This window comes from Klebsiella sp. K5-306 (assembly GCF_051835185.1).
GTDB classification, from domain to species: Bacteria; Pseudomonadota; Gammaproteobacteria; order Enterobacterales; family Enterobacteriaceae; genus Klebsiella; species Klebsiella oxytoca.
In genome coordinates this window covers 665,449-685,485 of the sequence record NZ_JAIFJY010000001.1, presented here as the reverse complement: position 1 = coordinate 685,485, position 20,037 = coordinate 665,449, and the positions used below count along the sequence as shown (strand labels likewise).

21 protein-coding genes are annotated in these 20,037 nt (G+C 54.5%); 7 read left to right on the top strand and 14 right to left on the bottom strand.

Annotated features, from left to right (window positions below; translation table 11 throughout):
- Nucleotides 1-4: 4 nt before the first annotated feature.
- Nucleotides 5-223, top strand: coding sequence for a multiple antibiotic resistance protein MarB (gene marB / locus K2184_RS03300; protein ID WP_004102353.1), 219 nt, complete (start codon nucleotides 5-7; stop codon nucleotides 221-223).
- 32 nt (nucleotides 224-255) lie between these two features.
- Here the strand turns inward: marB and eamA are convergent, their stop codons facing one another.
- Nucleotides 256-1,155 (bottom strand): O-acetylserine/cysteine exporter, encoded by a 900-nt coding sequence (gene eamA / locus K2184_RS03295; RefSeq protein ID WP_004113294.1) that lies wholly within the window; start codon nucleotides 1,153-1,155, stop codon nucleotides 256-258.
- 193 nt (nucleotides 1,156-1,348) lie between these two features.
- Between eamA and ydeE the strand changes: the two genes are divergently transcribed.
- Together ydeE and K2184_RS03285 are read left to right on the top strand one after the other, a co-directional pair.
- Nucleotides 1,349-2,542, top strand: coding sequence for an efflux MFS transporter YdeE (gene ydeE, locus K2184_RS03290; RefSeq protein ID WP_004102357.1), 1,194 nt, complete (start codon nucleotides 1,349-1,351; stop codon nucleotides 2,540-2,542).
- A gap of 118 nt (nucleotides 2,543-2,660) precedes the next feature.
- Nucleotides 2,661-3,131, top strand: coding sequence for a helix-turn-helix domain-containing protein (locus K2184_RS03285; RefSeq protein ID WP_004113296.1), 471 nt, complete (start codon nucleotides 2,661-2,663; stop codon nucleotides 3,129-3,131).
- A 260-nt stretch (nucleotides 3,132-3,391) separates the two neighbouring features.
- Here K2184_RS03285 and urtE read toward each other — a convergent pair whose 3' ends face one another.
- The 7 genes from urtE to K2184_RS03250 all read right to left on the bottom strand — a co-directional run bounded on the left by urtE (nucleotide 3,392) and on the right by K2184_RS03250 (nucleotide 10,718).
- A complete protein-coding gene (gene urtE, locus K2184_RS03280; RefSeq protein WP_004102361.1) occupies nucleotides 3,392-4,090 on the bottom strand; it encodes an urea ABC transporter ATP-binding subunit UrtE in 699 nt (232 codons plus the stop codon).
- Between the two features lie 9 nt (nucleotides 4,091-4,099).
- Nucleotides 4,100-4,897 (bottom strand): urea ABC transporter ATP-binding protein UrtD, encoded by a 798-nt coding sequence (urtD, locus tag K2184_RS03275; RefSeq protein ID WP_049591920.1) that lies wholly within the window; start codon nucleotides 4,895-4,897, stop codon nucleotides 4,100-4,102.
- The gene (urtC, locus tag K2184_RS03270) at nucleotides 4,897-5,970 is read right to left on the bottom strand and encodes an urea ABC transporter permease subunit UrtC (protein WP_004102363.1); all 1,074 of its coding nucleotides are present in this window, start codon (nucleotides 5,968-5,970) and stop codon (nucleotides 4,897-4,899) included. Before urtC ends, urtD begins: the two co-directional genes overlap by 1 nt.
- The gene (gene urtB / locus K2184_RS03265; RefSeq protein WP_004113300.1) at nucleotides 5,970-7,544 is read right to left on the bottom strand and encodes an urea ABC transporter permease subunit UrtB; all 1,575 of its coding nucleotides are present in this window, start codon (nucleotides 7,542-7,544) and stop codon (nucleotides 5,970-5,972) included. The genes urtC and urtB overlap by 1 nt, the downstream gene beginning before the upstream one ends.
- 81 nt (nucleotides 7,545-7,625) lie before the next feature.
- The gene (urtA, locus tag K2184_RS03260) at nucleotides 7,626-8,897 is read right to left on the bottom strand and encodes an urea ABC transporter substrate-binding protein (RefSeq protein WP_004102365.1); all 1,272 of its coding nucleotides are present in this window, start codon (nucleotides 8,895-8,897) and stop codon (nucleotides 7,626-7,628) included.
- A 175-nt stretch (nucleotides 8,898-9,072) separates the two neighbouring features.
- Nucleotides 9,073-10,176 (bottom strand): cobalamin-independent methionine synthase II family protein, encoded by a 1,104-nt coding sequence (locus tag K2184_RS03255; RefSeq protein ID WP_024274235.1) that lies wholly within the window; start codon nucleotides 10,174-10,176, stop codon nucleotides 9,073-9,075.
- 149 nt (nucleotides 10,177-10,325) lie between these two features.
- A complete protein-coding gene (locus K2184_RS03250) occupies nucleotides 10,326-10,718 on the bottom strand; it encodes a rhodanese-like domain-containing protein (RefSeq protein WP_004102369.1) in 393 nt (130 codons plus the stop codon).
- A 67-nt stretch (nucleotides 10,719-10,785) separates the two neighbouring features.
- On the opposite strand from K2184_RS03250, the gene ftrA reads away from it, so the two are divergent.
- On the top strand, nucleotides 10,786-11,796 hold the full coding sequence (gene ftrA, locus K2184_RS03245; protein WP_064370149.1) for a transcriptional regulator FtrA: 1,011 nt from the start codon (nucleotides 10,786-10,788) through the stop codon (nucleotides 11,794-11,796).
- A gap of 339 nt (nucleotides 11,797-12,135) precedes the next feature.
- Here the strand turns inward: ftrA and K2184_RS03240 are convergent, their stop codons facing one another.
- The gene (locus tag K2184_RS03240) at nucleotides 12,136-12,261 is read right to left on the bottom strand and encodes a hypothetical protein (protein ID WP_004102372.1); all 126 of its coding nucleotides are present in this window, start codon (nucleotides 12,259-12,261) and stop codon (nucleotides 12,136-12,138) included.
- A gap of 242 nt (nucleotides 12,262-12,503) precedes the next feature.
- Between K2184_RS03240 and K2184_RS03235 the strand changes: the two genes are divergently transcribed.
- The 3 genes from K2184_RS03235 to K2184_RS03225 all read left to right on the top strand — a co-directional run bounded on the left by K2184_RS03235 (nucleotide 12,504) and on the right by K2184_RS03225 (nucleotide 13,911).
- A complete protein-coding gene (locus K2184_RS03235; protein WP_254925826.1) occupies nucleotides 12,504-12,638 on the top strand; it encodes a hypothetical protein in 135 nt (44 codons plus the stop codon).
- Nucleotides 12,639-12,829: 191 nt separating this feature from the next.
- Complete coding sequence (gene mgtS / locus K2184_RS03230) at nucleotides 12,830-12,925, top strand: protein MgtS (RefSeq protein WP_004102377.1); 96 nt, start codon at nucleotides 12,830-12,832, stop codon at nucleotides 12,923-12,925.
- Between the two features lie 707 nt (nucleotides 12,926-13,632).
- Complete coding sequence (locus K2184_RS03225) at nucleotides 13,633-13,911, top strand: hypothetical protein (protein ID WP_024274236.1); 279 nt, start codon at nucleotides 13,633-13,635, stop codon at nucleotides 13,909-13,911.
- Between the two features lie 237 nt (nucleotides 13,912-14,148).
- Here the strand turns inward: K2184_RS03225 and K2184_RS03220 are convergent, their stop codons facing one another.
- The 5 genes from K2184_RS03220 to K2184_RS03200 form a co-directional block, all read right to left on the bottom strand.
- Complete coding sequence (locus K2184_RS03220) at nucleotides 14,149-15,180, bottom strand: methionine synthase (protein WP_004102381.1); 1,032 nt, start codon at nucleotides 15,178-15,180, stop codon at nucleotides 14,149-14,151.
- A 27-nt stretch (nucleotides 15,181-15,207) separates the two neighbouring features.
- Nucleotides 15,208-16,185, bottom strand: a complete 978-nt coding sequence (locus K2184_RS03215) for a DUF1852 domain-containing protein (protein ID WP_064370147.1) — start codon at nucleotides 16,183-16,185, stop codon at nucleotides 15,208-15,210.
- 320 nt (nucleotides 16,186-16,505) lie between these two features.
- Nucleotides 16,506-17,735, bottom strand: coding sequence for a diguanylate phosphodiesterase (locus K2184_RS03210; protein ID WP_064370145.1), 1,230 nt, complete (start codon nucleotides 17,733-17,735; stop codon nucleotides 16,506-16,508).
- A 301-nt stretch (nucleotides 17,736-18,036) separates the two neighbouring features.
- Nucleotides 18,037-18,495 carry a GNAT family N-acetyltransferase gene (locus K2184_RS03205; RefSeq protein ID WP_004102387.1) on the bottom strand — a complete coding sequence of 153 codons (459 nt, stop codon included), beginning with the start codon at nucleotides 18,493-18,495 and terminating at the stop codon, nucleotides 18,037-18,039.
- 389 nt (nucleotides 18,496-18,884) lie between these two features.
- On the bottom strand, nucleotides 18,885-19,955 hold the full coding sequence (locus K2184_RS03200; protein ID WP_004102389.1) for a LacI family DNA-binding transcriptional regulator: 1,071 nt from the start codon (nucleotides 19,953-19,955) through the stop codon (nucleotides 18,885-18,887).
- Nucleotides 19,956-20,037: the final 82 nt, after the last annotated feature.

Genomic DNA, 20,037 nt, shown 5'->3' with positions numbered 1-20,037 from the left:
AATCATGAAACTATTCGCTTCCGCCGCCATCGTGCTATTGGCGCTGGTCTCCAGCCAGAGTTATGCGGAGCAGACCACCACTCCGGTTCGCCACAACAACCGGGATGCGATGATTATTCCTTCCGAGCATAATGATTCGCCTTTTGATTTCAATCACATGGCTTCGGGCAGTGATAAATCAGATGAACTGGGCGTACCCTATTACAACCAGCAAGGCCTGTAAAATCCCTTTAGCCCCGTCACCGGGGCTTTTTTTTATCCTCTCGCCATTCCAGGACGCACGATCCGCAGGCCGAAAACGTTGATATACAGCCCGGCCATAATGAGCACGGCCCCCAGCAGTTGCAGGCTATTCAGCGTTTCGCCGAGCAGCAAGGCGGCGCTGGCCATTCCCACCACCGGCACCAGCAGCGACAGCGGCGCTACGCGCCAGGTCTCATAGCGACCGAGCAGCGAACCCCAGATCCCATAGCCGACAATCGTCGCAACAAACGCCAGATACAGTAGCGACAGAATCGTTACCCCATCGATATGCAGCAGGCTTGCCGCCATGATCTGCGGACCATCGAGAAGCCAGGAGGCCAGCATAAAAGGCAGCACCGGGATCAGCGCGCTCCACACGACTAAAGACATAATCGGCGGCCGGCTCGCATGGGACATGATTTTTTTATTGAAGATGTTGCCGCAGGCCCAGCTCAGCGCCGCCGCCAGGGTCAGCATAAAGCCCACCAGCGGAACATGCTGTCCGCCGAGGCTGGCCTCGACCAGCACCAGGACGCCGAAAATCGCCAGTGCGATACCTGCCAGCTGTTTCGCCTGCAAACGCTCGCCGAAGATAAACGCGCCAAGAATAATGGTAAAAAAGGCCTGCGCCTGCAGCACCAGCGAGGCTAGCCCGGCAGGCATACCGAGGCTAATCGCGCAGAACAGAAACGCAAACTGGCCAAAGCTAATAGTCAGACCGTAGCCCAGCAGCAGAGTGAGCGGAATTTTTGGCCGCGCGACGAAGAGCAGCGCCGGGAAAGCCACCAGCAAAAAACGCAGTCCGGCGAGCATCAGCGGCGGCATATTATGCAGCCCCACCTTGATCACCACGAAATTCAGCCCCCATACCACCACCACCAGCAATGCCAGCAGCCCGTCTTTTCGCGTCATACCCTGCCTCGGTTGTTATTGGATTTTTTGTGAACAAAATCAAACTACAGAATAATTCGTCCGCCGCCTAGATCATTATTTTCGGTAGGTCGCTGGCGTGCTTTTCATCACCGATGGGAACTATACAAGCGTCGGTTAGCATGCTATTTGTGATCGGGACAACAAAAATAACATCACTTCAGGCAAGGAAAAAATGATACCGACACTCAGGCGCTCAACGGCGGCGCTGCTGGCTTCGTCGTTGCTGTTAACGATTGGCCGCGGCGCAACGTTACCTTTTATGACGATCTACCTCACCCGGCAGTACCAGCTGGAGGTGGATAAAATCGGCTATGCGCTGTCGAGCGCGCTGATCGTCGGGGTACTGTTCAGCATGGGGTTTGGCATTCTCGCCGATAAGTTCGATAAAAAGCGCTATATGACTCTCGCCGTGCTGGCGTTTATTGGCGGTTTCATCGCTATTCCGCTGGTCAATAGCGTCGCGCTGGTAGTGTTTTTCTTCGCGCTGATTAACTGCGCCTACTCGGTATTCTCCACCGTCCTGAAAGCGTGGTTCGCCGACGTGCTGTCGCCGGAAAAGAAGGCGCAGATTTTTTCTCTTAACTACACCTTTCTTAATATTGGCTGGACCGTTGGACCGCCGATCGGCACTCTGCTGGTGATGTACAGCATTAACCTGCCGTTCTGGCTGGCAGCGGGCTGCGCCGCGCTGCCGCTGGTGTTTATTCAGCTGTTTGTCCAGCGCACCAGCGCCGCGATTGCTGAGGATAATGCGGTCCAGTGGTCGCCTTCGGTGCTGCTGCGCGATCGTGCGCTACTGTGGTTTACGCTCTCCGGCCTGCTGGCGTCATTCGTCGGCGGCTCTTTCGCTTCCTGTATTTCCCAGTATGTGCTGGTGGTAGCGGACAGCGATTTTGCTGAAAAAGTGGTTGCCGTGGTACTGCCGGTCAACGCCGCCGTCGTGGTGGCGCTGCAGTACGCGGTCGGCCGTCGCCTCACCGCGCGTAATATTCGCCCGCTGATGACCTTTGGTACGGTCTGTTTTGTACTCGGACTGGGCGGTTTTGTTATTTCCGATAATAGCCTGCTGCTGTGGGGCCTCTCTGCCGCCGTCTTTACGCTTGGTGAAGTGATCTACGCGCCGGGTGAATATATGCTGATCGATAACATTGCTCCGCCGGGCATGAAGGCCAGCTACTTTTCCGCCCAGTCGCTGGGCTGGCTGGGAGCGGCTTTTAACCCGATGCTGACCGGGACGATTCTGACCCATCTGCCGCACTGGTCGCTGTTTGCAATATTGATGCTCGCTATTATTGCCGCCTGGCTGATGATTTTCCGTGGGATGAACGTACGCCCGTGGAACGGTAGTGCGGTCGCCCGCGCCTGAGCCCAGGCGCCGTGCGGCTGTCAGGTTGCTGTCGCCCCCCTGTCGGGTTTCGATCGTGGTTGCCGACAGCCTGCTCAATAATACTCCATCTCAGGTTTTTCACCCGGAGAGAGTCACGATGAACAGTAGCAATCAGGTTAAACAATTACGTTTACAGCGCGCCTGGTCCCAGGAGCAGCTCGCCGAGCTGGCGGGCGTGAGCGTGCGGACCATTCAGCGCATTGAGAACGGGGACCGCCCCGGTCTGGAGACCCTTAGCGCGCTTGCGGCAGTCTTTGAAGTTAACGTCGCCGAGATTAGCGGCGATTCGCCGGAAGGCCATGACGAATCGCTGGATTTACGCATTGAGGAAGCCAAAGCGCGTGTCGAACGCGAAAGCCGTTTTTACCGTTCACTGACCGTGGCGGTCGTGGTTTGCGTCCTGCTGGCGGCGCTGAACTGGCTGACCGGCGCGGACAGCTACTGGTCCGCATGGGTGGCGATCATCTGGGGGGCGCTGCTGGCGGTAAAAGGATTACGCCTGTTTGTGTTTGGCGAATGGATCAAAAACTGGCGTCAGGCGCGGCTGCAGCGGCTGCTGCGAAAGTAACCTACTGAGCGATGGTGCGCGCTTCTCCCGGGGGCGGCGCAAAGCGCCTTGCCCGGGCTACGGGCCCATCGCCGTCTGCAAGCGGTAGCCCGGACAGATGTGCCGCATCGCCTCCGGGAAACCATATCTAATGTGGCCTCTGATGAGCCCCGGGGTGGCGCAAACCGCCTTGCCCGGGCTAAGGGCCAGCAGACGGCTGTATACCTGTAGCCCGGCTAAGCGCAGCGCGAGCCGGGGAGAGACCGCCATCCGGGAAAGGCCTATATGGTAACCATCCCGCGGACGCCTTCGGCTTCCATATCGCTGCCGCTGCCCTGTTGGATAATCGCCCCGCGCGACATCACCAGGTAGCGGTCCGCCAGCCCGGCGGCGAAATCGTAGAACTGCTCGACCAGCAGGATCGCCATATCACCGCGATTCGCCAGCTGGCGGATAACTTCGCCAATCTCCTTGATGACCGACGGCTGAATACCTTCCGTCGGTTCGTCAAGAATCAGCAGCTGCGGGCGGCTGGCCAGCGCGCGGCCAATGGCCAGCTGCTGCTGTTGCCCGCCGGAAAGATCGCCTCCGCGCCGCTGCTTCATGCTTTTCAGCACCGGAAACAGCTGATAAATCTCTTCCGGCACCGCGCGCGCGTCGCGGGCGGGAAAGCGGGACAGCCCCATCAGCAGATTCTCCTCGACCGTCAGGCGCGGAAAAATCTCCCGCCCCTGGGGCACGTAGGCGATCCCCGACTGCACCCGCTGGTGCGGTTTACGGTGGGTGATATTCTTCTCCTGCCACAGCACTTCGCCGCTGCGCGCCGGGATCAGCCCCATCAGGCACTTCAGCAAAGTGGTTTTCCCCACCCCGTTGCGTCCGAGCAGGCAGGTGACCTCCCCCTGACGCGCGGCAAAATCGACGCCGCGCAGAATATGGCTGCCGCCATAATATTGATGTAGTTGATTAACCTGTAGCATCCGCGCTCCTTAGCGTCCGAGATAAACTTCAATCACCTGTTCGTTGGCCTGCACCTCGCGCAGCGATCCTTCCGCCAGCACCTGTCCCTGATGCAGCACCGTCACCCGGTCGGCGATGGTCTCGACAAAGCCCATGTCATGCTCAACCACCATCAGCGAATGCTGACCGGCAAGGGTGCGGAACAGCTCGGCCGTATACTCCGTTTCTGCATCGGTCATCCCGGCTGCGGGCTCGTCCAGCAGCAGCAGATGCGGCTCCTGCACCAGCAGCATGCCGATCTCAAGAAACTGCTTTTGCCCGTGCGACAGCAGCCCCGCCGGCCGATAGCGTTCGCCCTCCAGCCGCAGCAGACGCAGGGTTTCGCTGATTCGGTCGGCCTGCTCGCTGGTCAGGCGCGCCCGCAGGCTGGCCCACACCGATTTATCGCCTTTCATTGCCAGTTCGAGATTTTCTGCCACCGTCAGCGCCTCAAAGACCGTCGGTTTCTGGAACTTGCGTCCGATCCCCTGCCGGGCGATGGCGATAGGATCGAGGGTCGTTAAGTCCACCGACTGATCGTAAAGCGCCCTGCCGCTCTGCGGCCGGGTTTTGCCGGTGATGATGTCCATCAGGGTGGTTTTACCGGCGCCGTTCGGCCCAATCACGCAGCGCAGTTCGCCGACGCCAATCTGCAGCGACAGGTCGGTCAGCACCTGAAAACCGTCAAAGTTGACGTTAATCTTTTCCAGCTGCAGCACCGGATCGGTCTGCTCACGAAAGCGGTCCGTCGGCAGCTGGCGGGTAAAGAGCTCTTCATCCGGTTGCATCAGCGATCTCCTTTACGCAGCAGGCCGATAACGCCACGCGGTAAAAACAACGTCACGATAATAAAAATCAGCCCCAGAAACAGCTGCCAGTACTCCGGCATCGCCATGGTAAAGTAGCTCTTCGCGCCGTTGACCAGCCCTGCGCCAAGTACCGGGCCGATTAGGGTTCCACGACCGCCCAGCGCCACCCAGATGGCCGCCTCGATAGAGTTGGTTGGCGACATTTCGCTGGGGTTGATGATCCCGACCTGCGGCACGTACAGCGCCCCCGCAAGGCCGCACAGCACGGCAGAAAGCGTCCAGACCAGCAGCTTAAATCCGCGCGGGTCGTAGCCGCAGAACATCAGGCGGTTTTCAGCATCGCGCACCGCCGTCAGCACGCGGCCAAATTTGCTTTGCGCCAGCAAATAGCCAATCCACAGAGTGAGCAACAGCAGCAGCACCGTCGCCATAAACAGCGCTGCCCGGGTACCAATGGCGGTGACGGGGAAACCGAGCAGCGTGGTAAAGCCGGTAAAGCCGTTATTACCGCCAAAGCCGGTTTCGTTGCGGAAAAAAAGCAGCATTCCGGCGTAGGTCAGCGCCTGGGTCATGATCGAAAAATAGACGCCTTTGATTTTCGAGCGAAAGGCAAACCAGCCAAACACCAGCGCCAGCAGACCGGGCACCAGCACCACCAGCAGCATCGCCCAGGCAAAATGCTGGGTGCCCCACCAGAACCACGGCAGCTCGCTCCACGATAAAAACGACATAAAGGCCGGTAGTCCGTCGCCCGCCGCCTGGCGCATCAGATACATGCCCATGGCGTAGCCGCCGAGGGCAAAAAAGATCCCATGGCCAAGCGAGAGCATCCCGGCATAGCCCCAGACTAAATCCAGCGCGACAGCGACAATAGCGTAGCAGAGGATCTTACCGGTCAGCGTCAGCAGCCAGGCGGAAACCGCCAGCGGATGCGTAGCAGGCAGCAGCGCCAGAAACGGCATACTCAGCAGGCCCAACAGCAGCAGAATGCCGATCCACCGCAGCGGGCGCGGCGCTTTGCGCGCCAGCGTTAAGGTAACAGGTTGGCTCATCAGTCAATAACCCTCCCTTTGAGGGCGAACAGTCCCTGAGGACGTTTCTGGATAAACAGGATAATCAGTACCAGTATCAGGATTTTGCCCAGCACGGCCCCCATTTGCGGCTCAAGGATTTTGTTAAAGATGCCAAGACCAAACGCCGCCGCCACGCTGCCGGCCAGTTGACCGACGCCGCCGAGCACCACCACGAGGAAGGAGTCGATAATGTAGCCCTGGCCCAGCTCTGGCCCGACGTTGCCGAGCTGCGATAGCGCAACGCCGCCCAGTCCGGCAATACCGGAGCCGAGACCAAACGCCAGCATATCGACCCGGCCGGTAGGGACGCCGCAGCAGGCCGCCATCGCGCGGTTCTGCGTCACCGCCCGCACGTTCATCCCCAGGCGGGTTTTGTTCAGCGTCAACCAGGTGAAAAGCAGCACCAGCAGCACAAAGGCCAGTACCGCCAGACGGTTCCACGGCAGGATAAGATTCGGCAGAACCTGCACGCCGCCGGAAAGCCACGCCGGATTGGCGACCTCGACGTTCTGCGCGCCAAACAGCATCCGCACCAGCTGGATCAGCATCAGGCTGATCCCCCAGGTGGCCAGCAGCGTCTCCAGCGGGCGACCGTAGAGATGACGGATCACGGTGCGCTCCAGCGCCATGCCGATCCCGCCGGCAATCAGGAACGCCACCGGCAGCGCAATCAGCGGATAGAAGGCCAGCCACTGCGGGGCCAGTTGCGCCAGCGCCTGCTGAACCAGCCAGCAGCTGTAGGCGCCAATCATCAGCATTTCGCCGTGGGCCATGTTGATGACCCCCAGCAGTCCGTAGGTGATCGCCAGGCCGAGCGCGGCGAGCAGCAGGACAGAGCCGAGGGAGAGGCCCATAAACGCCTGTCCGAGCAGATCGCCCAGCAGCAGGCGGTGCTGGATTTTGCTCAGGCTCTCCTGCGCCGCCGCGCGGATCGCCGGGTCTGGCTCATGCCGGGCGTCGGTATAAGGCGTCAGCAGCGCCTGGGTTTCCGGGTCGCCTGAGTGACCGAGCCGTTCAATGGCCGCCAGCCTCTGCGCAGGCTGCGGACTGGTTAGCTGCAGACGAGCAAGCGCAATTTCCAGCAGCGATTTGACCGCGCCGTCGGTTTCCGCCGTCAGGCGCTGCTGTAACAGGACCGCCATTTCTGGCGTCGCTTCGCGCTGGAGGGTTTTTGCCGCAGAGGCCCTTTCCGTGACGTTGTCACTGACCAGCTGATGCGTGGCCAGCGCCCCTGCCGCGAGGTTACGCAGACGATTGGTCAGGCGTACCGGTTTTATTGTTCCTTCGGGAGCCGCAACCGCGCCCAATGCCAGTAGCTTATCACCCTGCTTGCTGAACGCATGACCGCGACTATCCGATTGTAATGTCTCGCTTTTCAGCGCCCTTAGCAGCGGTAAACGCGGCGCTGCAGGCGCGACGGCCCACTGCTCAAGCAGCAGCGCCTGTTGGCTGCGGGTGGCTGCCACGAAATCGTCGGCGTCGGCTGCCTGCGCCCGCCACGGCATCAATACCAGCAGCAGCGCAAAATAACTCATAAGGCGCAATGGGTTCATGGTGGTCCTCCTTACCCGGGAAATCGGGCCGTGCCCGAACGACAGAATCCGTCACCCCGGCTTAGCGCCGGGGTTCAACGTTTAGTTACTGGCGCTTTTTACCGGGTGATCCGGTTTTTTGTCGTTTCCGGCGATCCACGGGCTCCACGGCTGGGCGCGAACGGGTGCTTCAGTCTGCCAGACCACGTTAAACTGGCCGTTGCTTTCGATTTCACCGATCATGACCGGTTTATGCAGGTGATGGTTGGTCGCATCCATCGTCAGGGTGAAGCCCGACGGCGCTTTAAAGGTCTGACCGGCCATGGCTTCCCGAACTTTATCGACATCGGTGGTCCCCGCTTTGGTTACCGCCTGGGCCCACATATGCAGACCGACCCAGGTTGCTTCCATCGGATCGTTGGTGACCACACTATCCGCGTTCGGCAGCTTATGCGCTTTGGCCCAGGCGCGATAATCGGCGACAAACTGTTTGTTGGTAGGGTTATCCACGGATTCGAAGTAGTTCCACGCCGCGAGATTGCCCACCAGCGGTTTGGTATCAATCCCGCGCAGCTCCTCTTCACCCACCGAGAAGGCCACTACCGGAACATCGGTCGCTTTTAGCCCCTGGTTAGCCAGCTCTTTATAGAACGGAACGTTGGAATCACCGTTGATCGTGGAAACCACCGCCGTTTTACCGCCGGCGGAAAACTTCTTAATGTTGGCGACGATGGTCTGGTAATCGCTATAGCCGAACGGGGTATAGACCTCTTCGATGTCTTTATCCTGAATGCCTTTGGCGTGCAGGAACGCGCGGAGAATTTTGTTGGTGGTGCGCGGATAAACGTAGTCGGTACCCAGCAGGAAGAAGCGCTTCGCCCCGCCGCCGTCTTCGCTCAGCAGATATTCCACCGCCGGGATAGCCTGCTGATTTGGCGCTGCGCCGGTGTAGAAGACGTTCGGCGACATCTCCTCGCCTTCATACTGTACCGGGTAGAAAAGCAGGCCGTTCAGCTCTTCAAATACCGGCAGAACCGATTTGCGCGACACCGAGGTCCAGCAGCCGAACACCGCCGCGACCTTATCCTGCGTAAGCAGCTGACGCGCCTTTTCCGCAAACAGCGGCCAGTTTGAGGCCGGGTCAACGACCACCGGCTCCAGCTTTTTACCCAGCACGCCCCCTTTGGCGTTAATGTCGTCGATCGCCATCAGGGCGACCTCTTTAAGCGGGGTTTCGGAAATCGCCATCGTCCCTGAGAGCGAATGCATAATCCCGACTTTGATGGTGTCGGCGGCGTATACCTGCAAGGAGAAGCCCATGCTGATAACAGAGGCGGAGAGAGCAAAAGCTTTTAATAGTGTTCGACGCTGCATGTGTGTCACTCCTGAATAGCGCAAAAACAAAAATGAATTAACGACTAACCGGAAGTGATAAGGCAAAAACAATGCCAGCTTTTGCAGGGGCGTGAAAGCGTGATGAACCAGACGGGAAAAGCGAAGCGACGGGCAGCGTTGCCTTAAAATAGTGCAACGCTGCGCTATAAAAGCGTTACCAGACCTGAGCGGCGATACCGGTGACCAGACGGACCTTGTCCCACTGCTGGGCTTCCGTCAGCGAGTTCCCCTCTTCGGTAGAGGCAAAACCGCATTGCGGGCTAAGGCAAATTTGCTCCAGCGGGACGTACTGCGCCGCCTCCCGCAAACGCGCCTTCACGCCTTCCGGGTTTTCCAGCTCGCCATTTTTAGTGGTGATCAGGCCCAGCACCACCTGCTGATGGCCAGGGCGGATAAAGCGCAGCGGCGCGAAGTCGCCGGAACGGTCGTTATCGTACTCCAGGAAGAAGGCATCGATGTTCACTCCACCGAACAGCACTTCGGCAACCGGCTCGTACCCGCCCTCGGATATCCAGGTTGAACGGAAGTTACCGCGGCATACGTGCAGACCAACGGTCAGATCCTGCGGTTTTCCCTCGAGGGCCTGATTCAGCACGCGGGCATAGATGCGCGCCAGCTCATCGGGATCTTCGCCGCGATCGCGTATCTGCTGGCGCTGTTCATCGGAGCACAGATAGGCCCAGACGGTGTCATCAAGCTGTAAATAGCGGCAGCCCGCATCGTAGAAGGCGCGGATGGCATCGCGCCAGGTGGTCGCCAGATCGTCGAAATAGTCAGCGAGGTCCGGATAAACCGTCGCGTCAATATCTTTGCGCCCGCCGCGGAAGTGTAAAACGCTTGGGCTGGGGATGGTCATTTTCGGCTGCGCGCTGCCGCTGATGCTCTTCAGATAGCGAAAATCCTCCAGCATCGGGTGATCGCCAAAGGCCAGTTTACCGGTGACGCGTACCCCGTGCGCTTTGGTTTGTACCCCGTTGAACTGGATACCCTTTTCGGAATCGTAGCGTTCGACGCCCTGCAAACCGTCAAAGAAATCAAAGTGCCACCACGCGCGGCGGAACTCACCGTCGGTCACCACGTGCAGCCCACACTCGCACTGCTGCTGCACCAGATGACGAATAGCTTCATTTTCTATCTGCCGTAGCTGCTGCGCGTCAATAGCGCCTGCAGCCAGCTGTTGGCGAGCCTGTTTGATGGCGTCCGGACGTAAAAAACTGCCGACGATATCTGCGCGGAACGGGGCCTGATGACGTTGCATGGTGTCTCCTTAGCGGCGGGCAAGGTTAATTGCCCGCCGTGATAGTTCATTATTTGAATATTTAGACTTCTGGATGTCTATATGTCCAGATACTGTCATGCAGACGATTCATCGGCAAACGAGAATAATTCATGGCACATGAAATAAATTCATTTTGCGAAAGGTAGCCCTTCATCTTCCCAGCCTGTCAGGCCGCCGAGCATCATTTTTACCGGACGTCCCAGCAGCGCCAGCTTCATGGCGGCAACATCTGCTCCGTTGCAATGCGGCCCGGCGCAGTAAACCACAAACAGCGTATCCTCAGGCCACTGCGCCATTCGGGTTGCATCAATTTGTCGGTGCGGTAAATGCAGGGCCCCCGGCAGATGACGACGGGCAAAGGTTTCCTCACTGCCGACGACATGTAGCAGAACAAAATCCACGTCTTCTTCGCGCATCGCGCTGTAGACATCGGCGCAGTCAGTTTCGAGGCTTAGCTTATGACGAAACCAGGCGGCGGCATCGGTAGAGCTGGCGGGGGTAATCGCGGTTACAACACTCATGGCATCTTCTCCTTGTCTGTGGTACCACTACTTTAATTAACCGCCTGCACGACATCTGCCGATAACCATGACTGAAAACGCTGAAATCATGACAACCCCATCCGTGACGTTGTCACGCCACCGGGTGGTTGCCCTCGCCTACGATGGCCTGTGTACCTTTGAATTTGGCGTCGCGGTAGAGATCTTCGGCCTGCCGCGTCCGGAAATGGGCGAGCGCTGGTATCGTTTCGCCGTGGCCGCTGTGGATGAAGGCGAGCTGCGGGCAACCGGCGGGATACGTCTGATGACCGACGGCGGCATGTCGTTGTTAAGCGAAGCGGACACGATCGTAGTGCCCGGCTGGCGCAGTATCGATTCCCCTGTACCGCCTGACCTGTGCCAGGCATTGGTTGCCGCCCATGCGCGGGGCTGCCGGATAATTTCGATCTGCTCCGGGGTGTTCGTTCTGGCCGCTGCCGGGTTGCTTAACGGCCGCCAGGCGACCACCCACTGGCGCTACACCGATCAGCTGCGGGCGCGTTTTCCGCTGATTGAAGTCATTGATGACGTGCTGTACGTCGGCGCTGAGGGCGTGATGACCTCCGCAGGCAGCGCCGCAGGAATCGATTTATGTCTGCATCTGGTGCGCGAGGATTTCGGAATTGATGCGGCGAATATTGTCGCGCGGCGTTTAGTGGTGTCCCCCCATCGCGACGGCGGACAGGCGCAGCAGATTGTTCGGCCGGTAGCCAAAGCGCGAGAAAGCCAGCGACTCGGACTATTATTCGATTTTCTGCACCAGAATCTCGCCGCCAACCATACAGTGGCATCGCTGGCGGAAAGAGCCGGTATGGGCTCACGGACCTTTTTACGCCGTTTTGAAGACGCTACCGGCAGAACCCCTGCCCGCTGGCTGCTTGATGAGCGACTGCTGCGCGCGACCCAGCATTTAACCCACAGCCGCCTGAGCGTTGAGCAGATTGCCGAGCTTTGCGGTTTCGCGAATGCCAGCACCCTGCGCCATCACTTCCGCCAGCAGTATGCGCTTAGCCCGTTGCAGTATCGAAAAAAGATGCAGAGTGAAACAAACCGAGCGTAATTTATCAGCGATATTGTCGCTCGGAGGAATGTGGTAAATGATTGTTTTGCGGGCTCAGTTACTTCACGTGTCATCTTAGATACGCGCATATCGCTAGTGCGAGACACTGGGCCGTCAATTCATATTCTATGGCCAGTGAACGATAAGCCTGGCCGGAAAAATCGTGCCGGCATATTGATACCGGCCGAAAGCGACTACGCGGTTATTCATTCAAAAGCAAAGTGAAAACCACCGCAATTGTCGTCGTCTTTTATCGATATAAATCAGTCTGCGGAGATGAGCTTAAAAGAAATAAACCGCCCGAAATAAAAGGCGGTTTTTTGAATATCCAGACAGCCGTTATTTAATGACATCCGGGTCTTCAGGGACTACCGGATCGTTTACGTCCGGACTTTCAGGTAAATCTTCGTCAGGTAAAGGGTCAGTACCCGGTAGCGGTTCAGTAATATCTGGGCGTTCTACCATAATGCCTCCTAAACAACGTGTGAAAGGGCTATTTGCTTTTGTTCGGTTTCTGGCTGCCTTTATCATCTTCAGGCATTTTTTTCGGCTGTTTTGGCTGGTCTTTTTCTGAATTTACAGTTGAAGATTTCATAGGAAACTCCATTAGCATATGTAGCGTTGTGCTACTCGTTAACTATAGTGCAGAATGAATTATAGCTAAGGAGTTATTGAGTAAATCGCTATTCAATGAGGTAATTTTTAATATGAGCATTGATATCGTTAAAGATTATTTAAAAAGTATTTTTTTACCGCTTGTGCTTGTTAATTACCAATTTCCTGCTGCTCTGTGTGGTTTCGCCAATGGCTGTATCCTGCGCCATCAATTCCGCCAGCAGTAGATGCTTAGCCCGTTGCAGCATCAAAAGAGTATACAGCCTGACCGATATGCGGCTTTTTGGTCTGTGAAATAGTCACTATCGGCAATTTGTTAAGCGTTTGTTTAGATTGCGCAAGTTAAGATATGTTCAACAACCGTAAACCTGTTCAATGAGGACAATTTAGCGCATAGCAAAACTAATGGAGGTTAATCATGCTGGGAAATATGCATGTATTTATGGCAGTTCTGGGAACCATTCTGTTCTTTGGATTTCTTGCCGCGTATCTAAGCCACAAATGGGATGACTGATGAACGACGATAATCCCCACCCGTAAACGCCCCCTGCTGCTGATGCACCAGGGGGCGTTTTTGTTAGCATGGTTTTTTTCTTCGTGAAACTCTTAACCGTTGTTTCCCTCTAGCCCTTGGCTTAATAATAATTTAGCCAGCAGTTATGGGCACTAACTTAATCGATATTCTTAACGGAGAATCTTTTTTCTACTTGATCTCTGGCCCGTGCCATTCAAGTTTATCTCTCATTTCCTTCGGGACCAAAGAGAACAGAGAAGAAATTCTCTTTAATTGATGCTCGTATAAGAAACTTTTCTTTTCACTACAGTCCTCACAGTACCAGCGAGCATTTTTATTTAAAAAGCAAATATCTAAATCATTAAAATCATCATACTTCAACAGTAAGTAAAACTCATGTATAAGCTGAGATTCATAATATACAGACCTATCCCTTGCTTTAAAAAAAGCACCATGAGTGGACACGCTTCTTATTTGCAACAAACTCCCTTGAAGGATATCTAAGTATATGTCTTTTTTCCCATAACATGATAGCGGGGGCTACAACCTTACCAACGCCCCAACCTGCAACCCACATTGCAGCATCAGCCAGAGCCTCCTTAACCCATAACTTTAATCCGAGGTATCAGATTCAAATATCGCTGACCGCAGACAGGCTCGTGATGAGCCATGTTATACTTGTTGATTACTGGCAAGGAGGGAGAAATATGCGTATCAATACCAAAATGAGGCTGGCAGCACTGTTATACCTTATGGCGGCCTACGCTGTTGCCCTGCCGGCACTGGCGCTGTTCACGGACCTGGTGATAAACGGCGGGATTATTGATATGTGGCAAGGCTCGTATTCATTTTTGAACCTTCTTGATCTGCGTAAAATTCTTTATCTGCAGTTTGCCGGGCTGGGCGCTATCCTGGGTTTTGTCTACTGGCTATTTTTCTTTAGAAAATACCGTCATCACGATCCGCTGGATAAATATTTTAAGTAGCGCCGGGCGCTACTTATTGATTTATCCTGCAGGTTCATCGCTCAGCAGTTAATCACTACGTCAGAAATATCGCATTGCCGCTATTCCCTGCGCTGAATATCGGATAGTCAGCAGCGGCAATGCTTACCTGCCCTTTTGCGGCTCGATGGCGGTTTGACAACAAACGGTTAATTCAGGGCCAGACATGAGTCAGTGATTAACGCGCAGATTATACCGCCACGCGCACAGCTCTGGGTGCTATTTACCCTGAAGTTCCCTGCGAATAATTTCCGCCCCGGCGCTTAACGCATTGAGCTTGCCGGTTGCGACCCGCCGCGATAGCGGCGCCATACCGCAGTTGGTTGAAGGATAAAGCTTATCGGCATCAACAAACTGCAGCGCCTTACGTAAGGTTGCGGCGACCTCCTCCGGCGTTTCGATCGCATTGGTCGCCACGTCGATAGCGCCCACCATCACTTTTTTACCGCGAATCAGTTCAAGCAGATCCATGGGAACATGCGAGTTATGGCATTCCAGCGAAATGATATCGATACTGGAGGTTTGCAGTTGAGGAAACGCTTCTTCATACTGTCTCCACTCCGTCCCCAGCGTCTTTTTCCAGTCGGTATTGGCTTTGATGCCATATCCATAGCAGATATGCACCGCGGTTTCGCATTTGAGTCCTTCAACGGCTCTTTCTAATGCCGAGATCCCCCAGTCATTGACCTCGTCAAAGAATACGTTAAAGGCGGGCTCGTCAAACTGAATAATATCAACGCCGGCGGCCTCCAACTCTTTGGCTTCCTGATTGAGTATTTTCGCAAATTCCCAGGCGAGTTTTTCGCGGCTCTTATAGTGATCGTCATAGAGCGTATCAATCATAGTCATCGGCCCGGGGAGCGCCCATTTGATCGGCTGTTTGGTAAGCTGACGTAAAAAACGCGCATCTTCAACAAAAACGGGCTTTTGCCGCTCGACGGCCCCCACGACGGTCGGGACGCTTGCATCATAACGATTACGGATTTTGACGACTTCGCGCTTTGCGAAATCCACGCCGCTGAGGTGCTCAATAAACGTGGTGACAAAGTGCTGGCGCGTTTGTTCGCCATCGCTGACGATATCAATGCCGGCGCGTAGCTGATCGAATAAGGACAAACTCAGCGCATCTTTTTTCCCGTCGATTAATTCCTGGCTTTCGAGTTTCCATGCAGACCATAGTTTCTCAGGCTCTGCAAGCCAGGAAGGTTTCGGTAAGCTGCCGGCCGTTGAAGTAGGAAGTAATTTTTTCATTATAAATAGCCTTATATCTGCGATGGATTAAAGAGCGGAATGAGCAGACCACTGCTCAAGAATATTTTTATACGGTTTGATAAAGTGCTCTTCAGTAAACTTCCCCTGCTCTATAGCCAGCTGGCTACGCTCTTCCCGGTCATAAACTATTTTGGTTAACGAATGATCCTGATGATTCAGATCGGGCTGATAGCACAGGCCTGCTGCGGAGTTAGCGTTGTAGATCTCAGGCCGGTATATCTTCTGGAACGTCTCCATCGTGCTGATGGTACTCATCAGCTCAAGGCTGCTGTAATCGCTCAGTAAATCTCCGGTAAAATAAAATGCCAAAGGCGCTACGCTGTTTTTCGGCATAAAATAGCGGACCTGCAGGCCCATTTTTGCAAAATACTGCTCGGTCAAAGACGAGGCGTTAGGCCGATACTCAAGGCCTAATACCGGATGGCGGTTTCCGGTCTGCTGATAGGTGTCTTTACTGGACACGCTGAGGCAGATCACCGGCGGCTTTTTGAAATTGGCTTTATATTCGGCGGAATGAACGAAATGCTTAAAGATCTTCCCGTGCAAGTTGCCAAAATCATCTGGGATGCTAAAGCCAGAACGTTGTTTATTATGGTCCGGTAGCAATACGCTGAAGTCATAGTCGCGAACATACGAGGAGAAATTATTGCCAACGATGCCTTCAATACGCTCACCCGTTCTTTTATCAATAATTGTGGTTTGCAATATCTCAATCGCCGGAAAGGTGGTTCCAGTCTCTTCAATAACCATTTCCACGGAAATAATATTCAACGCAACAGAGTAGCGATCGCTTTTGGGATTATCCCAGTGCGCCAGCATATTGAACCGATTGTCTATCATGATTAAGGTGTTGCGCAAATTCTCCTGCCGATTTTTGCCGCGAGCCAGATTAGCAAAGTTGGTCGTAATACGCGTACTTTCCGAGGGGTTATAGTTTTCATCAAACAGTGTGCTTTTAATGGTAAACGTAAAATCTTTATTCATGGCGATCTGGCATCCTGGTTTTGCAATGAAAAGTGATTATCGGACGAATTCCCGGCGTTAACGGATTTGCTCGCCAGCACTCTTCATGTTGCCAATAAGTTAATATTAGCTAATTTATGCCAGAGCCCCGCAAGGAGGGAAAGCGACTTAATTTCATTGCAACATGAGCCATTTTCATGATCTGGCTCACAGCCTGGTTCAGCATCGCTGTAGGCGGGGATTGAGAGGATTCGCGGCGGGCGCAGGCGCTCAGATGGCCGCTACCGGGCCGCATAAATCGAAGCGCGGCGATCGGAAGGCCGCGCGAAGATAACACGTTTTTACGCCTGTACGAGGCTATCCGCTGTGTTCACCGGCCAGCGTATCTCTCCTACGCCGTTCAGTTCGGGCAGGGCAAACAAGAACCCCTGAAATCGCTTGATACCCGCGGATTCAAGCCAGCACCACTCTTCAATACGTTCAATCCCTTCCGCCACCACAGCAATTTCCAGCTCATGACAGCAGCTGATGATAGAACGGACGACGGCCTGCTTAGGGCCGCTCAGGTGGATATTGGTAATAATCTCACGATCGATTTTGACTTTGTCAGGCTGGATTTTGGTTAACAACGACAGTCCGGCATAACCGGCACCAAAATCATCAATAGCCAGTCCCATTCCGGAGACGCGCAGTTTTTTAATCGCACTACTAAACTGGCTGAAACCGGAGATCATTTCGTCTTCAGTCACTTCCACGATAACCTGTTCAGGCATCAACCCATACTTTTTAATTTCCTGCAGCAGGAATTCCACGGCATCGGGAACCACCACCAAAGACATCGGCAGAATATTAATGGATATTTTATGATCGCCGATGTCTATTTCTTTTGCCAGCGCGAAAGCCACCGATTTAGATTTGAGGTCAATTTCATAACGTTTATCATGGTCGATTGAAGCAAAAAAGCTCGCCGGACTCCCACCATCTTTATTACGAATAAGCGCTTCCAGTGAAGTGATATGACCGGCCAGGGGCTCAATAATGGGCTGAAATGCAAACTGGCAGAATTGAGTATCAACTGGGGAGCGTTCAGGTGTATGAAAGGGCGATCTTTGTGGGATAACTGACCATTTGTCAGGCTGGAAATACTGGGAAACCGGGAGAGCTCTTTTTTGCGTTATAAACGTATGAATAAATTTATAAACGCGCTCTTCCGTCAGAAGATAGCTCTTCAACTTGCTTAGCTGGCGAACGGTTTTCAGCACGGCATCGGCTTCTAGCGTATCCAGATCAAAGTACATCATACCGACGTTTTCGAAGCGCCTGCGCGGGGCGTAATCTCGCATCAGCTCGACGACACCAAAGTGTCGGCTGTCGTGTTTAATCTTGCTGAAGAGCTGCTCCAGAATACTTTCGTCACCTTCAAGCACTTGAAGGATAACATTATCTTTAAAAAGAAGAATACCTGAAACGCCATGAGACATATTATTAACATTCGCTTTTTCAACCAGCAAAGAGAGATTAATTTCATGAGTTAAAGGTATCTGACTTCTGTAAATCAGGGTTGTCAGCATAATCCCATCCAGATTTTTGCCAGGAGAAAAGAGACTGTGTAACACACTTTCACTTTTAAACACAGCTTATTTATAATATTTTGCATCCATCCACAAATCCAACTGGAGACTTATCCTTAATGTAAAAAATACACGCCCCCACCGCTAATAAAAACCTCTTAAAGCCAAAAATAAATTTACAATATCCGATGAGGACCCTGGTAGATTCAGAAATATAAAAAATGCATCCAGACTATTTATTTTCTGTTTATCAGGCCGCACCGGCAATGGCATGAAAAATATAAAGAGCAAGATGAAGCGGCTAAAGCTGGCTAGTGTCGCTGTCCTGGCAAATATATCCCTGCTCGCGCATGCGCAGTAGACTCTCGGCGCTGGCGCAGACCATACCCGTTGTCAGCATTTCAAAACCAAAACGGCGGTAGAAGCCGACTTTATCCACCACCGAATAGATAAAGGTTTTGCCAAACGGCCGCAGCCGCTCGCTGACCGCCTGCATCAGCAACTTCCCGTATCCCTTCCCCTGGCAGTTCGGGGCCACCGCAACATCCGCAAGATAGCTGCACCAGGTCAGATCGCTAATCGCGCGGGCAACGGCGACCAGCTGACCCTTTTCATAGCCAAACCAGCAAAAAGTACTATGACGAAACGCCCGTTCAACCAATGCAACATCGCGCTGATTAAGTCCCGCATCGGCAATGATCTCCGCAACCCTGCGCCAGTCAACAGACTCCAGGTGCTCTTTCTCTTTTAATACCATCATGATATTGCCCTTCACTCGCCAGCCCTGGCTTTCAGCATAGCTGAACGACGCTGAAAAAAGAGAGGCCGGCCCGCCAGGCCAATAGCATATTATGCTGTGGTAAAAACTATGGCCTCGGGAAATCTTCTGACACCCAGCGGAAAAACCAGCGCATTTATGCTTGCAGCAGGCGATTAACCCGCCAGCCAGCAGAATTAAATAAAATCAGAACGTTTTCCGTCGGCAAAAAATGGGCAAAAAAAACCGCCATGTGACTGGCGGTGAATGAATGCTTGCATGGATAGATTGTATTTTGCATTTTTACGTGCAGAGCACGAGCAGCTCTGTCTACGTCTCTAATCGGTACGCTACCACAGGCTACTTCAATGAAAGCTAAACGGCGGTGGCGCTCATAGCTTTTCCACCAGCGCCTTAAGTTGACTAATCAGCTCATCTTTCTCCCCCTCCCCGTTCCCCGTAACGGGCCAGGTGGACTGGCGGATAATCAGGCGGGTGGGCAGCAGTTCGCGAATTTTCAGCTGTGGGGCAGCCATAAGCTTGATCAGCAGCTCGACCGCCCTTTTCCCCAGCACGTTGAAATCCTGGGCGACGGTGGTCAGCGGCGGCTGGAAGTAGAGGCTGTCCGCCGTGTCATCATAACCGGTCACCGAGATGGCCTGGCTGCCGGTACGATAAAGCTGCGCCAGCGCGCTCAGCACCCCGAGCGCCATTTGATCGTTAGCGACCACGATCGCGCTAATGCGCGGATGCTGATGCAGCAGCTCGAACGTTTTACTCCAGCCGCTGGCGGCACTCCAGTCGCCAAATACCGTTACCGCATTACTGACGCCCAGGCGGTGCAGCGCCTCGCGCCAGCTGCTGAGCCGCATTCGCGCGGAGATCGAGCTCTCCGGCCCGGCAAGCAGTCCGAACTCGCGGTGTCCGGCGTCCCACAAATGCCGCACGCAGGCGCCACATCCATCACGATGATCGAAACGCACGCCGCAAACGTCGGCCTCCGGCGAAACATCGAGAAACATGCAGGCTATATCTGGATTCTCCGCCACCAGACGCTCCGCAAGACTACTTTCCAGCGGCAGGCTGATAATCGCTCCGCGAATATGCTGGGCGCGAAACTCATTGAGTCGCGCTTGCAGAGACGCGTAATCGACCTGCACCGGCATCGCAATTGAGACCTCAAGCTGATGCAAACCAGCATAGCTTTTCACCGCCGCGGCGATTTGCGAAGGCGCGTGCAGCGTCAGCGAGGCGGTAATCAGCCCAATCGACGGCGCGGACTTACCCGCCAGCAGCTGCGCGGAGCGGTTTGGTACATAGCGCAGCGTCTGCATCGCGCGGATCACTTTTTCGCGGGTTCGTTCGGACACCACCCCAGGATTATTCAGCACCCGGGAGACCGTTTGCTGAGAAACGCCGGCCTCGCGGGCCACATCGTCAAGCGTTGCCAGGCGACGCTGCATAGTGCACTCCTTCTGAATCAAAACCTCAATGTCGTCCGCTAACATTTTATGTTTAAAAGACGACAAAAATCAGCTGTTTTCC

What these genes read in the sequence shown, in the direction of transcription:
- K2184_RS03240 (WP_004102372.1), bottom strand. Translation starts at nt 12,261, where the DNA reads ATGGTAGAACGCCCAGATATTACTGAACCGCTACCGGGTACTGACCCT.
- mgtS (WP_004102377.1), top strand. Translation starts at nt 12,830, where the DNA reads ATGCTGGGAAATATGCATGTATTTATGGCAGTTCTGGGAACCATTCTG.
- K2184_RS03250 (WP_004102369.1), bottom strand. Translation starts at nt 10,718, where the DNA reads ATGAGTGTTGTAACCGCGATTACCCCCGCCAGCTCTACCGATGCCGCC.
- ftrA (WP_064370149.1), top strand. Translation starts at nt 10,786, where the DNA reads ATGACTGAAAACGCTGAAATCATGACAACCCCATCCGTGACGTTGTCA.
- K2184_RS03220 (WP_004102381.1), bottom strand. Translation starts at nt 15,180, where the DNA reads ATGAAAAAATTACTTCCTACTTCAACGGCCGGCAGCTTACCGAAACCT.
- marB (WP_004102353.1), top strand. Translation starts at nt 5, where the DNA reads ATGAAACTATTCGCTTCCGCCGCCATCGTGCTATTGGCGCTGGTCTCC.
- eamA (WP_004113294.1), bottom strand. Translation starts at nt 1,155, where the DNA reads ATGACGCGAAAAGACGGGCTGCTGGCATTGCTGGTGGTGGTGGTATGG.
- urtC (WP_004102363.1), bottom strand. Translation starts at nt 5,970, where the DNA reads ATGAGCCAACCTGTTACCTTAACGCTGGCGCGCAAAGCGCCGCGCCCG.
- urtA (WP_004102365.1), bottom strand. Translation starts at nt 8,897, where the DNA reads ATGCAGCGTCGAACACTATTAAAAGCTTTTGCTCTCTCCGCCTCTGTT.
- urtE (WP_004102361.1), bottom strand. Translation starts at nt 4,090, where the DNA reads ATGCTACAGGTTAATCAACTACATCAATATTATGGCGGCAGCCATATT.
- K2184_RS03215 (WP_064370147.1), bottom strand. Translation starts at nt 16,185, where the DNA reads ATGAATAAAGATTTTACGTTTACCATTAAAAGCACACTGTTTGATGAA.
- K2184_RS03200 (WP_004102389.1), bottom strand. Translation starts at nt 19,955, where the DNA reads ATGCAGCGTCGCCTGGCAACGCTTGACGATGTGGCCCGCGAGGCCGGC.
- urtD (WP_049591920.1), bottom strand. Translation starts at nt 4,897, where the DNA reads ATGCAACCGGATGAAGAGCTCTTTACCCGCCAGCTGCCGACGGACCGC.
- K2184_RS03255 (WP_024274235.1), bottom strand. Translation starts at nt 10,176, where the DNA reads ATGCAACGTCATCAGGCCCCGTTCCGCGCAGATATCGTCGGCAGTTTT.
- urtB (WP_004113300.1), bottom strand. Translation starts at nt 7,544, where the DNA reads ATGAACCCATTGCGCCTTATGAGTTATTTTGCGCTGCTGCTGGTATTG.
- K2184_RS03235 (WP_254925826.1), top strand. Translation starts at nt 12,504, where the DNA reads ATGAGCATTGATATCGTTAAAGATTATTTAAAAAGTATTTTTTTACCG.
- ydeE (WP_004102357.1), top strand. Translation starts at nt 1,349, where the DNA reads ATGATACCGACACTCAGGCGCTCAACGGCGGCGCTGCTGGCTTCGTCG.
- K2184_RS03285 (WP_004113296.1), top strand. Translation starts at nt 2,661, where the DNA reads ATGAACAGTAGCAATCAGGTTAAACAATTACGTTTACAGCGCGCCTGG.
- K2184_RS03210 (WP_064370145.1), bottom strand. Translation starts at nt 17,735, where the DNA reads ATGCTGACAACCCTGATTTACAGAAGTCAGATACCTTTAACTCATGAA.
- K2184_RS03205 (WP_004102387.1), bottom strand. Translation starts at nt 18,495, where the DNA reads ATGATGGTATTAAAAGAGAAAGAGCACCTGGAGTCTGTTGACTGGCGC.
- K2184_RS03225 (WP_024274236.1), top strand. Translation starts at nt 13,633, where the DNA reads ATGCGTATCAATACCAAAATGAGGCTGGCAGCACTGTTATACCTTATG.